The sequence below is a fragment of the Pseudomonas sp. L13 genome (assembly GCF_009935965.1).
In the GTDB taxonomy this organism is placed as follows: Bacteria; Pseudomonadota; Gammaproteobacteria; order Pseudomonadales; family Pseudomonadaceae; genus Aquipseudomonas; species Aquipseudomonas lactis.
This window is the reverse complement of the sequence record NZ_QODJ01000042.1, coordinates 1-15,368: the sequence shown is the minus strand read 5'-3', so window position 1 is coordinate 15,368 and position 15,368 is coordinate 1. Positions and strand designations below refer to the sequence as shown.

The window sequence follows — 15,368 nt, the reverse complement described above, 5'->3', positions numbered from 1 at the left end:
TCCTCTTAGGGATTAAGTCATGCTCCGTTCCTTGCGCTGTGCTGCCTTGCTGGGCAGCCTATTTTTGAGTGCGTCAGCACTGGCCGTCGATATCGACCAAGCCAGCTATGGCTACCCTTTGACCAACCCGTTCGAAGCGACCATTGCCACCACACCTCCGGATCTGCGGCCAACCCTGCCGACCGATGACGAGATCAACCAGTCCGACTACACCCTCACGATGCGCCCCGAGCGCGAGTTCAGCCTGCCGGACAACTTCTGGGCGGTGAAGAAACTCACCTACCGCATTGCCAAGCAAGACCGCGCCGCGCCTTTGATCTTCCTCATCGCCGGCACCGGTGCACGCTTTGACAGCAGCATCAACGAATACCTGAAAAAGCTGTATTACCAGGCCGGCTACCATGTGGTGCAGTTGTCCTCGCCGACCAGCTTCGACTTCATCAGCGCCGCTTCGCGCTTCGCCACCCCGGGTATCACCCAGGAAGACGCCGAAGACATGTACCGCGTGATGCAGGCCGTACGCGCGCAGAACGCCTCGTTGCCCGTGACCGATTTCTACCTCACCGGCTACAGCCTGGGTGCCCTGGATGCGGCGTTTGTCAGCAAGCTGGATGAGACCCGCCGCAGCTTCAACTTCAAGAAAGTGCTGCTGCTCAACCCGCCGGTCAACCTCTACACCTCAATCACCAACCTCGACAAGCTGGTACAGACCGAGGTCAAGGGCATCAACAACAGCACCACCTTCTATGAGTTGGTGCTGAGCAAGCTGACGCGTTACTTCCAGCAAAAAGGCTACATCGACCTCAACGATGCCTTGCTCTATGACTTCCAGCAGTCCAAGCAGCACCTGACCAACGAACAGATGGCCATGCTGATCGGCACCTCGTTCCGCTTCTCGGCCGCCGACATTGCCTTCACTTCGGACTTGATCAACCGCCGTGGCCTGATCATTCCGCCCAAGTACCCGATCACCGAAGGCACCAGCCTCACGCCGTTCCTCAAGCGTGCCCTGCAGTGTGACTTCGACTGCTACCTCACCGAACAAGTGATCCCGATGTGGCGCGCGCGTTCCGATGGCGGCAGCCTGCTGCAACTGATCGACCAGGTCAGCCTGTACGCCCTCAAGGACTACCTGCGCGACAGCCCGAAAATCGCCGTGATGCATAACGCCGACGACGTGATCCTCGGCCCTGGCGACCTGGGTTTCCTGCGTAAAACCTTCGGCGATCGCTTGACCGTCTACCCGCTGGGCGGCCACTGCGGCAACCTCAATTACCGCGTCAACGCCGACGCCATGCTGGAGTTCTTCCGTGGCTAAATATCTTCTGCTGCTCGCCGCACTGATGTGCGCAGGCGTGGCCAATGCCGACAACAGCAAGGCCCAAGAACCCGTCAAGGTCGATGCCGACGGCTTCAAGGAGCCGCTGACCAAGCTCAAGTTCAACCCAGGCTTGGACCAGCGTGAGTTCGAACGCTCCACGCTCACCGCGCTCAACGTCTACGACCCACTGGAGTCGTGGAACCGCCGCGTGTACCACTTCAACTATCGCTTCGACCAGTGGGTGTTCCTGCCGGTAGTAAACGGTTACCGCTATGTCACGCCGAGCTTTCTGCGCACCGGCGTGAGCAACTTCTTCAACAACCTGGGCGATGTGCCTAACCTGATGAACAGCTTGTTGCAACTCAAGGGCCACCGCTCCCTGGAAACCACCGGGCGCCTGCTGGTCAACACCACCATTGGCATCGCGGGCCTGTGGGACCCGGCCACCGCCATGGGCCTGCCGCGCCAGAGCGAAGACTTCGGCCAGACCCTGGGCTTCTACGGTGTACCGGGGGGTGCTTACTTGATGCTGCCGATCTTCGGCCCGTCGAACCTGCGTGACACCGGCGGCCTGCTGGTGGACTACAGCGCCGAATCGCAGATCAACTTCCTCAACGTGTCCGAAGTCAGCTCCAACCATCCGGAAGTCTGGGCCCTGCGCGCCGTCGACAAGCGCTACCAGACCAGCTTCCGCTACGGCCAGATGAACTCGCCGTTCGAGTATGAGAAGGTGCGGTATATCTACACCGAATCGCGCAAGTTGCAGATCGCCGAGTAAACCGCAGCGATAAAAAAAGGCCATTCGATTGAATGGCCTTTTTTATTGCATTGATTTTGCTCACTTACTCAGATAGAAACTCTGTAATTGGAGGCAAGCCATAATCGTTCTCCCCCTTATCGCCTTGGGTGAATAGGCGGACGGACACCATTATAAAACCAACGACCGGTATCAAAAACCAAAGTGCATACGCCCCCGTAATGTTCACATCATGAAGCCTGCGGAATGTCACTGAAACCGCAGGGGGGATCATGAACAAGACGTAAAACCCAAATGGAACGATAAACCACGGACTCGAGAGAACCTCCGCTAAGTACGCTATCAATATAGAGCCCCAAATCAGCATGATGTCCATCACTACAAACGCCCAATATTCCCTTCTGCAGGCTCGCCCACTGAACTTGGCATAGTTTTTTATTGCTTGAAAACACCAGTTCATCCTTAACCCCTTATCGATCCATTTTTCGCGCCACTTCACATGAAGAAGCGCGACGCATCCTATAAATGCATGGAAAATCGGGCTGTAGGATTAAACTTAAACAGTGTTTCAACCTGCAATCAATGCGAACTCATCACCGCCTAGCTATTCGCCATACCTTGCCGACTGCTTGGACAACGATCAGCACCAAAGCCCCTGCAACAATCCCCGCCAGCGCATTGAGCACCGTCGGCATCAACCATGCCAGAGCCCCCATGCTTTGGCTTACCGTTTCGATCCAGTGATGCACCACGGGCACGCCATGAGTAAGGATGCCACCACCGACCATGAACATCGCCGCCGTGCCGATCACTGACAGGCTCTTCATCATGTAGGGCGCCGCACTCAGGATCGCGCCGCCAATACTGCGCGCCACCTGGCCCGGCTTCTGCGTCAGCCACAGCCCCAGGTCGTCGAGCTTGACGATACCGGCCACCAATCCGTATACGCCGATGGTCATGACAATGGCGATACCCGACAGCACGATCACCTGCTGCGTCAGCTGCGCGTCGGCGACGATGCCGAGGGTGATGGCGATGATCTCGGCGGAGAGAATGAAGTCGGTACGGATCGCGCCCTTGATCTTGGCTTTCTCGAACGCCACCAGATCGGTTGCCGGGTCGGCCACCGCTTCAGCCAACTGCGCGTGTTCGGCCTGGTCTTCTGCCTTGCTGTGCAGGAACGTGTGAGCGAGTTTTTCGAAGCCCTCGAAACACAAATAGGCGCCGCCGAGCATCAATAACGGTATCACCGCCCAGGGTGTAAAGGCGCTGATCAACAGGGCCGTCGGCACCAGGATCAGCTTGTTGATAAACGAACCCTTGGCCACCGCCCACACCACGGGGATTTCCCGCTCGGCGCGCACGCCGGAGACCTGCTGGGCGTTCAGTGCAAGGTCATCGCCGAGCACGCCCGATGTCTTCTTGGCGGCCATTTTTGTCATCAGCGCAACGTCGTCGAGTACCGCGGCGATATCGTCGATCAACACCAATAAGCTGCTTCCTGCCATGAACCGGACTTCCGTTATAGAGAGATGGCGCGAGCATAGCGCGGCGCAAGGCCTTGCGGGCAGATTGTTGAGGCCTGCGGATGGCCGGTGCTACCATGCGCAACCGCCTGTCATGGCAAGGAAACGTCTGGTTTATGAGCAGCATTCGCGAGCGCAACAAAGAAAAAATCCTGCGGGCGGCGAGCGAGGAGTTTGCCGACAAGGGCTTCGCCGCGACCAAAACCAGCGACATCGCCGCCAAGGCCGGGCTGCCCAAGCCCAACGTCTATTACTACTTCAAGTCCAAGGACAACCTCTACCGCGAGGTGCTCGAAAGCATCATCGAGCCGATCCTGGCCGCCTCCACGCCGTTCAACCCCGACGGCGAGCCCAAAGAAGTGTTGAGCAACTACATCCGCTCCAAAATCCGCATCTCCCGCGACCTGCCGTTCGCCTCCAAGGTGTTCGCCAGCGAAATCATGCACGGCGCCCCACACCTGAGCGCCGACCAGGTTGAGCAGCTCAATGCCCAGGCCAAGCACAATATCGACTGCATCCAGAGCTGGGTTGACCGTGGCCTGATCGCAGCGATTGACCCCAACCACCTGATGTTCAGCATCTGGGCAGCCACCCAGACCTATGCCGATTTCGACTGGCAGATCTCGGCAGTGACCGGCAAGGCCAAGCTGGATGAAGCCGATTATGAGGCAGCGGCGCAGACGATCATTCGGTTGGTGCTCAAGGGGTGTGAGCCGGATTGATAGACCGCGGCGCCTGTAACATTCGCGAGCAAGCCCGCTCCCACAGGTAGGTGCAGTGTCAGACACACATTGTATAAACCGCACAAATCCCCTGTGGGAGCGGGCTTGCTCGCGAAAGCGCCCGCCCAGACACATCCTGCCAAAAGTCTACAGATCAGCCTCAGCCACCGAGATCTAGCCTCTCAGAACCCCATCTGAAGAGAGGCCAAGGAATGCCTGATCGAGCTACATCACACCGCCTGCGTATCGGCAGATTCAGCGAGTCCAACCGCATCTATCTGATCACCACCAACACCCATGAACGTGTGCCGATGTTCAATGACTTTCATCTGGGTCGCTTGGTCGTCTGGCAATTCAGACTCGCCCAATACCAAAGGTTGGCACACTCTCTGGCTTGGGTGGTGATGCCCGACCACTTCCACTGGCTGATCGAACTGCAACAAGGCTCGCTGGGAGATCTAATGTGTCAGGTGAAATCCAAAAGTACCCGTAGCGTAAACGGCGCTACTGGCCGCAAGGGGCGGCTATGGCAAACCAGCTTTCATGACCGGGCTCTGCGCAAGGACGATGACTTGGTGAAAATGGCCAGGTATGTGATTGCTAACCCGCTGAGAGCTGGGCTGGTGAAGCGTATTGGCGACTATCCACTGTGGGATGCCGTTTGGGTATAGCGCCAAGACCGAGGCGCCCCTTTCGCGAGCAAGCCCGCTCCCACATTTGGAAATGCATTCCCCTGTGGGAGCGGGCTTGCTCGCGAAGAGGCCCTATCCATCAGCCCCCAATCAAGCCGACACCCCCGCATCCGCCATCAACCCCACCCCCTCTATCGCCGTGATCGCACACTGCTCGTCAATATCGGACGTGTCCCCGCTGATCCCGATCGCGCCCAGCACCATGCCGCTCTGATCCCGAATCAACACCCCACCCGGGGCCGGCACGACGCTGCCCTGCCCCAGGCTGTTCAACGCCGCGATAAACGCCGGGCGCTGTTGGGCGTCCAGTGCCAGCAAACGTGAACCCTTGCCCAGGGCGATAGCCCCCCAGGCCTTGCCGATGGCGATTTGCGGGCGTAGCAGGCTGGCGCCGTCTTCGCGTTGCAGGGTGACCAGGTGGCCGCCGCTGTCGAGCACCGCGATGGTCAGGGGCGCAGCCGAAATGGTGCGGCCGGCGGTGAGGGCCTGGGTGGCCAGTTGGGTGGCGAGTTTCAAGGTTAAAGCGCTCATAGGTGCCGTCCTTATCTTGTTATGGGTAAAGCGGTGAGGTCTGTTTGATCAGATGCTCGATCATACAAATAGAACACAATGATACTTGTTTTTGTATACAATATTTTCCAACAAAGGCTCCATACGTCGAAAAAAACGCTTCCGACGAACGCAAAGGTCAGTTTACGAAAGGCATTGACCAACGCAGCTCGGCGTGAATACACTTTGGATAGACACCACTTGTATACAATTACAAAACGCAAGAGGCACCAATACCATGAGCAAAATGAGAGCAATCGAAGCCGCCGTCCTGGTGATGCGCCGTGAAGGTGTGGATACCGCCTTCGGTATCCCAGGCGCCGCGATCAACCCGCTGTATTCGGCCTTGCAGAAGGTGGGTGGCATCGATCACGTCCTTGCTCGCCACGTTGAAGGCGCCTCGCACATGGCCGAGGGCTACACCCGCACCAAGGCCGGCAATATCGGCGTGTGCATCGGCACATCGGGCCCGGCAGGTACCGACATGGTCACCGGCCTGTACAGCGCCTCGGCCGACTCGATCCCGATCCTGTGCATCACCGGCCAAGCCCCTCGCGCCCGGATGCACAAGGAAGACTTCCAGGCCGTGGACATCACCAGCATCGTCAAGCCAGTGACCAAGTGGGCAACCACGGTGCTGGAACCCGGCCAAGTGCCTTACGCGTTCCAGAAAGCCTTCTATGAAATGCGCTCCGGCCGCCCTGGCCCGGTGCTGATCGACCTGCCGTTCGACGTACAGATGGCCGAAATCGAATTCGACATCGACGCCTACCAGCCGCTGCCCCTGGCCAAGCCGCTGGCGACCCGTGTGCAGGTGGAAAAAGCCCTGGCCCTGCTCGATGCAGCCGAACGCCCACTGCTGGTGAGCGGTGGCGGCGTGATCAACGCCGATGCCAGCGAGCTGCTGGTGGAGTTCGCTGAGCTGACCGGCATTCCGGTGATCCCGACCCTGATGGGTTGGGGCACAATCCCGGACGACCACCCGCTGATGGTGGGCATGGTTGGCCTGCAAACCTCGCACCGCTACGGCAACGCGACGATGCTCAAGTCGGACGTGGTGCTGGGCATCGGTAACCGCTGGGCCAACCGTCACACCGGTTCGGTAGAGGTGTACACCGAGGGCCGTAAATTCATTCACGTCGACATCGAGCCGACCCAGATTGGCCGCGTGTTCACGCCGGACCTGGGCATCGTTTCCGACGCCGGCTCCGCGCTGACAATGTTCATTGAAGTGGCCCGCGAGTGGAAAGCCGCCGGCAAGCTCAAGGACCGCAGTGCCTGGTTGCATGACTGCCAACAACGCAAGGCCACCCTGCACCGCAAGACCCACTTCGACAACGTGCCAGTCAAGCCACAGCGCGTGTACGAAGAGATGAACCAGGTGTTCGGCAAAGACACTTGCTACGTCAGCACCATCGGCCTGTCGCAGATTGCCGGCGCGCAATTTCTGCATGTGTACAAGCCACGTCACTGGATCAACTGCGGCCAGGCCGGCCCATTGGGCTGGACCATTCCGGCAGCGCTGGGCGTGGTCAAGGCCGATCCGAGCCGCAAAGTGGTGGCCTTGTCGGGCGACTATGACTTCCAGTTCATGATCGAAGAACTGGCGGTGGGCGCGCAGTTCAAGCTGCCCTACATCCACGTGGTGGTGAACAACTCTTACCTGGGCCTGATCCGCCAGGCCCAGCGCGGGTTCGAGATGGACTACTGCGTGCAGCTGTCCTTCGACAACCTCAACGCCCCGGAACTCAACGGCTACGGCGTCGACCATGTGGCCGTTGCCGAGGGCCTGGGTTGCAAGGCCCTGCGTGTGTTCGAGCCGGGCCAGATCCAACCGGCCTTACGCCGCGCCCAAGAGATGATCGAAGAATTCAAGGTGCCAGTGATCGTTGAGATTATTCTGGAACGGGTGACCAATATTTCCATGGGCACCGAGATCAACGCCGTCAATGAATTCGAAGACCTGGCCCTGGTCGGCAACGATGCGCCGACTGCCATTTCCCTGCTCGATTAAGGAGAACCCTATGCCACGCTTTGCTGCCAACCTGTCCATGCTGTTTACCGAACAGGACTTCCTTGCCCGCTTCAAAGCGGCTGCCGATGCCGGTTTCCAGGGCGTGGAGTACCTGTTCCCGTATGAGTTCAGCTCTGCCGACATCAAGGCGCAGCTGGACGCCAACGGCCTGACCCAGGTGCTGTTCAACCTGCCAGCCGGTGACTGGGCCAAGGGCGAGCGCGGCCTGGCTTGCCACCCGGACCGGGTCGAGGAGTTCCGTGCCGGGGTCAAGCTGGCCATCGCCTATGCCCAGGTATTGGGCAACACCCAGGTCAACTGCCTGGCGGGTATCCGGCCGCAAGGCGTCGATGACGAGACCGTGGAAAAAACCTTCGTCGCCAACCTCAAGTACGCCGCCGAGAAGCTGCAGGCAGCGGGTATCAAGCTGGTGATGGAGATGATCAACACCCGCGACATTCCGGGCTTCTACCTCAACAACACGGCGCAGGCTCTGTCGATTCGCGAGCAAGTGGGCAGCGCCAACCTGTTCCTGCAATACGACATCTACCACATGCAAATCATGGAAGGCGACCTGGCGCGGACCATGGCGACGCACCTGGGCGAGATCAACCACATCCAGCTGGCGGACAACCCAGGGCGCAACGAGCCAGGTACCGGTGAGATCAACTACCGCTTCCTGTTCGAGCATCTGGACCGCATTGGTTACGCCGGTTGGGTCGGCTGTGAGTACAAGCCGTTGACCACTACCGAGGCGGGTTTGGGTTGGCTCAAGACCCATAACGCCATCTGACAACAGACACGACACCAAACAATGTGGGAGCTGGCAAGCCAGCTCCCACATTAAAAGAGGATTTTGATCATGGCTAAAATCGGATTTATCGGCACCGGCATCATGGGCCAACCCATGGCCGCCAACCTGCAGAAAGCAGGTCATCAACTGTTTCTCTCCGAACATCACGGCAAGGCGCCGGCTGAACTGATCAGCGCCGGCGCCGTGGCCCTGGCCAACCCGCAACAAGTGGCCCAGGAAGCCGAGTTCATCATCGTCATGGTGCCCGACACCCCACAGGTCGATGACGTGCTGTTCCGCGCCGACGGCGTGGCTGCGGGCCTGTCACCGAACAAGGTGGTAATCGACATGAGCTCGATCTCCCCGACCGCCACTAAAGCATTCGCCGCCAAGGTCAACCAGGCCGGCGCGCAGTACCTGGACGCCCCGGTGTCCGGTGGTGAAGTCGGCGCCAAGGCCGGCACCTTGAGCATCATGGTCGGCGGCGAACCGCAGACTTTTGAACGCGCACTGCCGCTGTTCCAGAGCATGGGCAAGAACATCACCCTGGTGGGCGGCAATGGCGATGGCCAGACCGCCAAGGTGGCCAACCAGATCATCGTTGCGCTGAACATCCAGGCGGTGGCCGAAGCGTTGCTGTTCGCCGCCAAAAACGGCGCCGACCCAGCCAAGGTGCGTGAAGCGCTGATGGGTGGCTTTGCATCGTCCAAGATCCTGGAAGTGCACGGCGAGCGCATGATCAAGGGCACTTTCGATCCGGGTTTCCGTATCAACCTGCACCAGAAGGACCTGAACCTGGCATTGGCCGGCGCCAAGGAACTGGGGATCAACCTGCCGAATACCGCCGGCACCCAGCAAGTGTTCAGCACCTGCACCGCAATTGGCGGCGGCAACTGGGACCACTCGGCACTGATCAAGGGCCTGGAGCATATGGCGAACTTCTCGATTCGCGAGAAGTAACGAAAATACGCAATACCCCCCGGTAGGAGCGAGCTTGCTCGCGAAAAACCTGAGAGCACCACTGGCTCCCTGGTTACCCGCGTTATCGTTGACGATTTTCGCGAGCAAGCTCGCTCCTACAAATAACAAGAATCCCCCGGGAGCCCGCTTATGTCGGTCGATCCGCAACACCTGCTTCGCGAGCTGTTTGCCACAGCCATCGACGCCGCCCACCCCCGGCAAGTCCTCGAGCCCTACCTGCCTGCCGACCGCAGTGGCCGTGTGATCGTGATCGGCGCCGGCAAAGCCGCGGCCGCCATGGCGCTGGTTGTCGAAGACTGTTGGCAGGGCGAAGTTTCGGGCCTGGTAGTTACCCGTTACGGCCACGGCGCGCCGTGCAAAAAGATCGAAGTGGTCGAAGCCGCCCACCCGGTTCCCGATGCGGCCGGCCTTGCCGTGGCCCAGCGCGTGCTGGAACTGATCAGCCATCTGGGCGAAAACGACCGCGTGATCTTCCTGCTCTCCGGCGGTGGCTCGGCACTGCTCGCCCTGCCCGCCAAAGGCATCACCCTGGCCGACAAGCAAACCATCAACAAAGCCCTGCTCAAATCCGGCGCCACCATTGGCGAGATGAATTGCGTACGCAAGCACCTCTCGGCCATCAAGGGCGGGCGCTTGGCCAAGGCCGCGTGGCCGGCCACGGTGTACACCTACGCGATCTCCGACGTGCCGGGTGACCAGGCCACGGTGATTGCCTCGGGCCCGACGGTCGGCGACCCGAGCACCTCGCAACAGGCACTGGCGATCCTCAAGCGCTACCACATCGACGCCCCCGCTTCGGTGCGCAGTTGGCTTAACAACCCAGCCTCGGAAACCGTCAAGCCCGGCGACCCGGTGCTTGCCCGCAGCCACTTCCAATTGATCGCCCGCCCGCAGCAATCGCTTGAAGCGGTAGCAGTAAAGGTGCGCCAGGCCGGTTTCAGCCCACTGATCCTTGGTGATCTGGAAGGCGAAGCCCGCGATGTGGCCAAGGTACACGCCGGCATCGCCCGGCAGATCGTGCAGCACGGCCAGCCACTGGCGGCGCCGTGTGTGATTCTTTCGGGGGGCGAAACCACCGTCACCGTACGCGGCGACGGCCGTGGCGGGCGCAATGCGGAATTCCTCTTGAGCCTCACCGACAGCCTCAAGGGCCTGCCCGGCGTGTACGCCCTGGCCGGCGATACCGATGGCATCGACGGCTCGGAGGACAACGCCGGCGCGCTCATGACCCCCTGCAGCTACCGACGGGCCGAAGCCCTGGGCCTGTCGGCCAGTGATGAGCTGGACAACAACAACGGCTACGGCTATTTCGCCGCCCTGGGCGACTTGATCGTCACCGAGCCGACGCGCACCAACGTCAACGACTTCCGCGCCATCCTGATCCTTGAGACTGCCAACCATGACGCCTGACAAGAAGGTCAAAATCCTCGCCACCCTGGGCCCGGCCACCGATGGTATCGACGACATCCTTGAGCTGGTGGAGGCCGGGGTAAATATCTTCCGCCTCAACTTCAGCCACGGCGACCACGCCGACCATGCCCAGCGCTACCAGTGGATTCGCCAGGTCGAGCGCCAGCTCAACTACCCGCTCGGCATCCTCATGGACCTGCAAGGGCCGAAGCTGCGGGTGGGACGCTTTGCCGAGGGCAAAGTGCAGCTCATACGCGGCCAGGCCCTGCGCCTGGACCTGGATGAAACCCTGGGCGACCAACGCCGGGTCAACCTGCCCCACCCGGAAATCATCGCGGCCCTGGAGCCGGGCATGGACCTGCTGCTCGACGACGGCAAGCTGCGCCTGCGCGTGATCACCAAGCATGCCGATGCCATCGACACCACCGTACTCAACGGCGGCGAACTGTCTGATCGCAAAGGTGTGAACGTCCCACAAGCGCTGTTGGAACTGAGCCCGCTCACCGCCAAGGACCGTCGCGACCTGAGCTTCGGCCTGGAGTTGGGTGTGGACTGGGTGGCGCTGTCGTTTGTGCAGCGCCCGGAAGACATCCGTGAAGCCCGCGAGCTGATTGGCGATAAGGCGTTTTTGATGGCCAAGATCGAAAAGCCTTCGGCGGTGCAACGGTTGCGTGAAATCGCCGAACTGAGTGACGCGATCATGGTGGCCCGGGGGGATTTGGGTGTGGAAGTGCCGGCCGAGAGCGTGCCGCAGATCCAGAAAGACATCATCAGCACCTGCCGTCAACTGGGTAAGCCGGTGGTGGTGGCCACGCAGATGCTCGAATCCATGCGCTTCTCCCCGGCACCCACCCGCGCTGAAGTCACCGATGTCGCCAATGCGGTGGCTGAAGGTGCGGACGCAGTGATGCTGTCGGCGGAAACCGCCTCGGGCGAGTACCCGCTGGAAGCGGTGCAGATGATGAGCAAGATCATCCGCCAAGTGGAAAACGGCCCGGACTACCAGGCCCAGTTGGATGTCAGCCGGCCCAAGGCAGATGCCACGGTGTCGGACGCCATCAGCTGTGCGATCCGCCGTATCAGCAGCATCCTGCCGGTGGCGGTGCTGGTGAACTACAGCGAGTCCGGCAGTTCCAGCTTGCGCGCGGCGCGGGAACGGCCGGTGGCGCCGATCCTCAACCTCACGCCGAACCTGTCCACGGCGCGACGCCTGAGCGTGGCGTGGGGCGTGCACTCGGTGGTCAATGATCGGCTGCGCCAGGTGGATGAGGTGTGTTCCACCGCGCTGGAAATTGCCCAGGCCCAGGGCATGGCGCAGCGTGGCGATACCTTGGTGATTACCGCGGGGGTGCCGTTCGGGCAGCCGGGGTCTACCAATTCGCTGCGTATCGAAACCCTACTGTAGGAGCGAGCTTGCTCGCGAAGAACGTCAACGATGACGCGGGTATCCTGAATGCACGCGGCGCCCTCAGGTTTTTCGCGAGCAAGCTCGCTCCTACAGGGAGCTGACATGCACAACCCAACCTGCCCCGACTGGGCCGAAGCCCTGCTCAACGGCTTCAGCCAAATCTTCCTGCAGCGCCATCCGCTGTGCGGCCTGCTGTGCCTGCTGGCCATCCTGATCGGCGCCCCGGCCTTGCTCGGCGGGGCCTTGCTGGGTGGCGTCGCGGGGCTGCTCACGGCCCAGCGCCGGGGGTATCCCAAAGCCGAACGCCAGGCCGGGCTGTATAGCTACAACGGCGTATTGCTGGGCCTGTTGATCAGCCAGCACTTTGCCTGGTCGGCACTGGTGCCGCCGCTGATCCTGGCGTGCGGCGGCTTGAGTGCCATCCTCACCCGCCACTGGTTGAAGCACGCGACCCAGCCCAAGGACTTGCCCGCCTACACCGCGCCCTTTGTGGGTCTGGGCTGGTTGCTGCTCGGCCAGAGTCCTGAAAACACCCTTGCACTGATCGAGCCCGACACTGTCGCTGTAGTGGCCGCGCCCTTCACCGGCCTTGGGCAAATCATGCTGCTGGACCAGCCGCTCGCGGGTGTACTGATTGCCCTGGGCTTGCTGCTGGCCGACCGGCGCTCCGCCGCGTGGGCCTTGGGCGGCGCCGCTCTGGGCATGCTCGCCGGCTGGTGGCTGAACGACCCCACTGGCGCCCTGCTCGGCCTGCACAGCTATAACCCCGCACTGGCAGCCCTGGCCCTGTGCTCGTCACGTCGCCAGCCCTGGTTGCCGCTGCTGGGCATTGGCCTGGCCATCCTGCTCACCCCGGGCTTTGCCGGCCTGCACCTGCCCGCGCTGACCGCGCCGTTTATCCTCGCGTGCTGGCTGGTGCGCGCCGGCCAGCGAATGCTGCACAAGCCTCACATGGACAGCCCGTTCGAATCGCCCTAGGCTTGCTCGATATTCGTTTCGGGCAGGGTTTATGGACAGCAACAACGACTGGCGCCAGCGTCTCTACATCATGGTGTTCCAAAGCGATACCGTCGCCGGGCGGCGCTTTGACGGCATCCTGCTGCTGATCATCCTCGCCAGCCTAGTGATCGTGATGCTCGACAGCATCGACACAATTCACCAGAACTACGCCGACGTGCTGGCCTATATCGAGTGGGGCTTCACGCTGATCTTCGCCATCGAGTACGGCCTGCGCCTGTATTGCTCGCCCAAGCCGCTGCGCTATGCCTTCAGCTTTTATGGCTTGGTGGACCTGCTCGCCATCGTCCCCGGCATCCTCGCGCTGTACTACAGCGATGCCCAGTATCTGCTGATCATCCGCATCATCCGGATGCTGCGCATCTTCCGCGTGCTCAAGCTCAGCCCGTACCTCAAGCAGGCCAACTACCTAATGGCGGCGCTGCGCGGCAGCAAGCAGAAGATCGTGGTGTTCCTGGTCAGCGTGTGCACCCTGGTGACAGTGTTCGGCACCTTGATGTACGTGATCGAAGGCCCGGAACATGGCTTCACCAGTATTCCCAAGGGCATCTACTGGGCCATCGTCACCCTGACCACCGTGGGCTTCGGCGATATCGTGCCCAAGACGCCCCTGGGCCAGGTGATTTCGTCGCTGGTGATGATCACCGGTTACTCGATCATCGCCGTGCCGACGGGTATTTTTACTGCCGAGCTGGCCAGTGCCATGCGCGGCGAACAGCTGCATACCGACTGCCCAGTGTGCAAAAAGGACAGCCATGAACCCAACGCCGCATTTTGCGCGCGTTGTGGCAGCAATCTGTTTCGCAAACTGGAATAAGCAAAGTTCGTTTTAATCTTTAAGGGTCTATGCAGGCCCGGCTATAGTCGCTGGCTAATTGCCTCCCCTCTTCTCGAACAACAAGGAATGAGCAGTGAAAAAAATCCTCAGCGCCTCCCTATTGGCCGCCGGCCTGGCTTTGGCGGGCTCCGCCCAGGCCGCGACCACCCTGCTCAACGTCTCCTACGACGTGATGCGCGATTTCTACAAGGACTACAACGCTGCCTTCCAGAAGCACTGGGAAGCTGAGCACCCGGACGACAAGCTGACGTTGCAGATGTCCTTCGGCGGCTCCAGCAAACAGGCGCGCTCGGTGATCGACGGCCTGCCCGCCGACGTGATCACCATGAACATGGCCACCGACATCAATGCCCTGGTCGACAACGGCAAACTGGTGCCGGACAACTGGGTAACCCGCTTGCCGAACAACAGCGCGCCGTTCACCTCAGCCACGGTGTTTATCGTGCGCAAAGGCAACCCCAAGGCCTTGAAAGACTGGCCCGACCTGCTCAAGGACGGCGTGCAGGTAATCGTCCCCAACCCGAAAACCTCCGGTAACGGCCGCTACACCTACCTGTCGGCCTGGGGCTACGTGTTGAAGAACGGCGGCGATGAAGAAAAGGCCAAGGCCTTCGTTGGCAAGTTGTTCAAGCAAGCGCCCGTACTGGACACCGGCGGCCGCGCCGCCACCACCACCTTCATGACCAACCAGATTGGCGACGTGCTGGTGACCTTTGAAAACGAAGCAGAAATGATCGCCCGTGAATTTGGCCGTGATCAGTTCGAGGTGGTCTACCCAAGCGTCTCCGCCGAAGCCGAACCGCCGGTGTCGGTGGTGGATAAAGTGGTCGAGAAAAAAGGCACCCGTGCTGCGGCCGAGGACTACCTCAAGTACCTGTGGTCGCCCGAAGGCCAGGAAATTGCGGCCAACAACTACCTGCGCCCACGGGACCCGAAGGTACTGGCCAAGTACACCGACCGGTTCCCGAAGGTGGACTTCCTGTCGGTGGAGAAGACCTTTGGTGACTGGCGCACGGTGCAAAAGACCCACTTCAATGATGGCGGCGTGTTTGACCAGATCTACTCTGGCCAATAACCCATCTGACTGAATCAACTCAGTCAAACCTGTGGGAGCTGGCTTGTCGGGTCGCCGCATCGCTGCGAAGACGGCCTGACAGTCAACACAGTTGGACCGTGTACATATCCATTCCTGCGGTAACGGCCACTTAGGGTTCCGCCCTGACGGCGGCTCACTTTCGAAAAGCCGGAATGCCGGCCCAGGCAAAAGTAAGCAAAGCGCTCTTGCCCCACCACTCGGCACCTCGCTTAGGCTCGGTGTGCCCGTAATCCGCCAGTGATTT

Annotated in this window: 15 protein-coding genes; 12 read left to right on the top strand and 3 right to left on the bottom strand. The window is 60.7% G+C overall.

The genetic code is table 11. The features are described from left to right. Positions 1-19 precede the first annotated feature (19 nt). Together DK871_RS19665 and DK871_RS19660 are read left to right on the top strand one after the other, a co-directional pair. Positions 20-1,318: a serine/threonine protein kinase gene (locus DK871_RS19665; protein WP_034135177.1), complete on the top strand. Its 1,299-nt coding sequence runs from the start codon at positions 20-22 to the stop codon at positions 1,316-1,318. After that, positions 1,311-2,099: a VacJ family lipoprotein gene (locus DK871_RS19660; RefSeq protein WP_003189993.1), complete on the top strand. Its 789-nt coding sequence runs from the start codon at positions 1,311-1,313 to the stop codon at positions 2,097-2,099. Before DK871_RS19665 ends, DK871_RS19660 begins: the two co-directional genes overlap by 8 nt. 64 nt (positions 2,100-2,163) lie before the next feature. On the opposite strand, the gene DK871_RS19655 is transcribed toward DK871_RS19660, so the two are convergent. Next, positions 2,164-2,538, bottom strand: coding sequence for a DUF805 domain-containing protein (locus tag DK871_RS19655; protein ID WP_161906352.1), 375 nt, complete (start codon positions 2,536-2,538; stop codon positions 2,164-2,166). Between the two features lie 133 nt (positions 2,539-2,671). Next, a complete protein-coding gene (locus tag DK871_RS19650; protein ID WP_161906351.1) occupies positions 2,672-3,586 on the bottom strand; it encodes a DUF808 domain-containing protein in 915 nt (304 codons plus the stop codon). Between the two features lie 134 nt (positions 3,587-3,720). Between DK871_RS19650 and DK871_RS19645 the strand changes: the two genes are divergently transcribed. Both DK871_RS19645 and DK871_RS19640 read left to right on the top strand, forming a co-directional pair. Next, positions 3,721-4,326, top strand: coding sequence for a TetR/AcrR family transcriptional regulator (locus DK871_RS19645; RefSeq protein ID WP_003189991.1), 606 nt, complete (start codon positions 3,721-3,723; stop codon positions 4,324-4,326). Between the two features lie 212 nt (positions 4,327-4,538). Further along, complete coding sequence (locus tag DK871_RS19640; protein WP_161906350.1) at positions 4,539-4,997, top strand: transposase; 459 nt, start codon at positions 4,539-4,541, stop codon at positions 4,995-4,997. 111 nt (positions 4,998-5,108) lie between these two features. On the opposite strand, the gene DK871_RS19635 is transcribed toward DK871_RS19640, so the two are convergent. Continuing rightward, positions 5,109-5,549 carry a heme-binding protein gene (locus DK871_RS19635; protein ID WP_020302584.1) on the bottom strand — a complete coding sequence of 147 codons (441 nt, stop codon included), beginning with the start codon at positions 5,547-5,549 and terminating at the stop codon, positions 5,109-5,111. Between the two features lie 256 nt (positions 5,550-5,805). Between DK871_RS19635 and gcl the strand changes: the two genes are divergently transcribed. The 8 genes from gcl to DK871_RS19595 all read left to right on the top strand — a co-directional run bounded on the left by gcl (position 5,806) and on the right by DK871_RS19595 (position 15,103). Next, positions 5,806-7,581, top strand: a complete 1,776-nt coding sequence (gcl, locus tag DK871_RS19630; protein ID WP_003189987.1) for a glyoxylate carboligase — start codon at positions 5,806-5,808, stop codon at positions 7,579-7,581. Positions 7,582-7,591: 10 nt separating this feature from the next. Next, the gene (gene hyi / locus DK871_RS19625; protein ID WP_003189985.1) at positions 7,592-8,374 is read left to right on the top strand and encodes a hydroxypyruvate isomerase; all 783 of its coding nucleotides are present in this window, start codon (positions 7,592-7,594) and stop codon (positions 8,372-8,374) included. Positions 8,375-8,443: 69 nt separating this feature from the next. Continuing rightward, the gene (locus tag DK871_RS19620) at positions 8,444-9,334 is read left to right on the top strand and encodes a 2-hydroxy-3-oxopropionate reductase (RefSeq protein ID WP_161906349.1); all 891 of its coding nucleotides are present in this window, start codon (positions 8,444-8,446) and stop codon (positions 9,332-9,334) included. Positions 9,335-9,484: 150 nt separating this feature from the next. After that, positions 9,485-10,765 carry a glycerate kinase gene (locus DK871_RS19615; protein ID WP_161906348.1) on the top strand — a complete coding sequence of 427 codons (1,281 nt, stop codon included), beginning with the start codon at positions 9,485-9,487 and terminating at the stop codon, positions 10,763-10,765. Continuing rightward, entirely contained in the window at positions 10,755-12,170 is a 1,416-nt protein-coding gene (gene pyk / locus DK871_RS19610; protein WP_161906347.1) for a pyruvate kinase, read from the top strand. Before DK871_RS19615 ends, pyk begins: the two co-directional genes overlap by 11 nt. 105 nt (positions 12,171-12,275) lie before the next feature. Then, the gene (locus DK871_RS19605; RefSeq protein WP_161906346.1) at positions 12,276-13,151 is read left to right on the top strand and encodes an urea transporter; all 876 of its coding nucleotides are present in this window, start codon (positions 12,276-12,278) and stop codon (positions 13,149-13,151) included. Between the two features lie 31 nt (positions 13,152-13,182). Then, a complete protein-coding gene (locus tag DK871_RS19600; RefSeq protein WP_014717713.1) occupies positions 13,183-14,007 on the top strand; it encodes an ion transporter in 825 nt (274 codons plus the stop codon). 94 nt (positions 14,008-14,101) lie between these two features. Next, entirely contained in the window at positions 14,102-15,103 is a 1,002-nt protein-coding gene (locus DK871_RS19595) for a sulfate ABC transporter substrate-binding protein (RefSeq protein ID WP_161906345.1), read from the top strand. Positions 15,104-15,368 lie beyond the last annotated feature (265 nt).

Excerpts from the sequence above, each read along its gene's own strand:
- DK871_RS19665 (WP_034135177.1), top strand. The coding sequence starts at position 20 with ATGCTCCGTTCCTTGCGCTGTGCTGCCTTGCTGGGCAGCCTATTTTTG.
- DK871_RS19655 (WP_161906352.1), bottom strand. The coding sequence starts at position 2,538 with ATGAACTGGTGTTTTCAAGCAATAAAAAACTATGCCAAGTTCAGTGGG.
- DK871_RS19650 (WP_161906351.1), bottom strand. The coding sequence starts at position 3,586 with ATGGCAGGAAGCAGCTTATTGGTGTTGATCGACGATATCGCCGCGGTA.
- DK871_RS19645 (WP_003189991.1), top strand. The coding sequence starts at position 3,721 with ATGAGCAGCATTCGCGAGCGCAACAAAGAAAAAATCCTGCGGGCGGCG.
- DK871_RS19640 (WP_161906350.1), top strand. The coding sequence starts at position 4,539 with ATGCCTGATCGAGCTACATCACACCGCCTGCGTATCGGCAGATTCAGC.
- DK871_RS19635 (WP_020302584.1), bottom strand. The coding sequence starts at position 5,549 with ATGAGCGCTTTAACCTTGAAACTCGCCACCCAACTGGCCACCCAGGCC.
- gcl (WP_003189987.1), top strand. The coding sequence starts at position 5,806 with ATGAGCAAAATGAGAGCAATCGAAGCCGCCGTCCTGGTGATGCGCCGT.
- hyi (WP_003189985.1), top strand. The coding sequence starts at position 7,592 with ATGCCACGCTTTGCTGCCAACCTGTCCATGCTGTTTACCGAACAGGAC.
- DK871_RS19620 (WP_161906349.1), top strand. The coding sequence starts at position 8,444 with ATGGCTAAAATCGGATTTATCGGCACCGGCATCATGGGCCAACCCATG.
- DK871_RS19615 (WP_161906348.1), top strand. The coding sequence starts at position 9,485 with ATGTCGGTCGATCCGCAACACCTGCTTCGCGAGCTGTTTGCCACAGCC.
- pyk (WP_161906347.1), top strand. The coding sequence starts at position 10,755 with ATGACGCCTGACAAGAAGGTCAAAATCCTCGCCACCCTGGGCCCGGCC.
- DK871_RS19605 (WP_161906346.1), top strand. The coding sequence starts at position 12,276 with ATGCACAACCCAACCTGCCCCGACTGGGCCGAAGCCCTGCTCAACGGC.
- DK871_RS19600 (WP_014717713.1), top strand. The coding sequence starts at position 13,183 with ATGGACAGCAACAACGACTGGCGCCAGCGTCTCTACATCATGGTGTTC.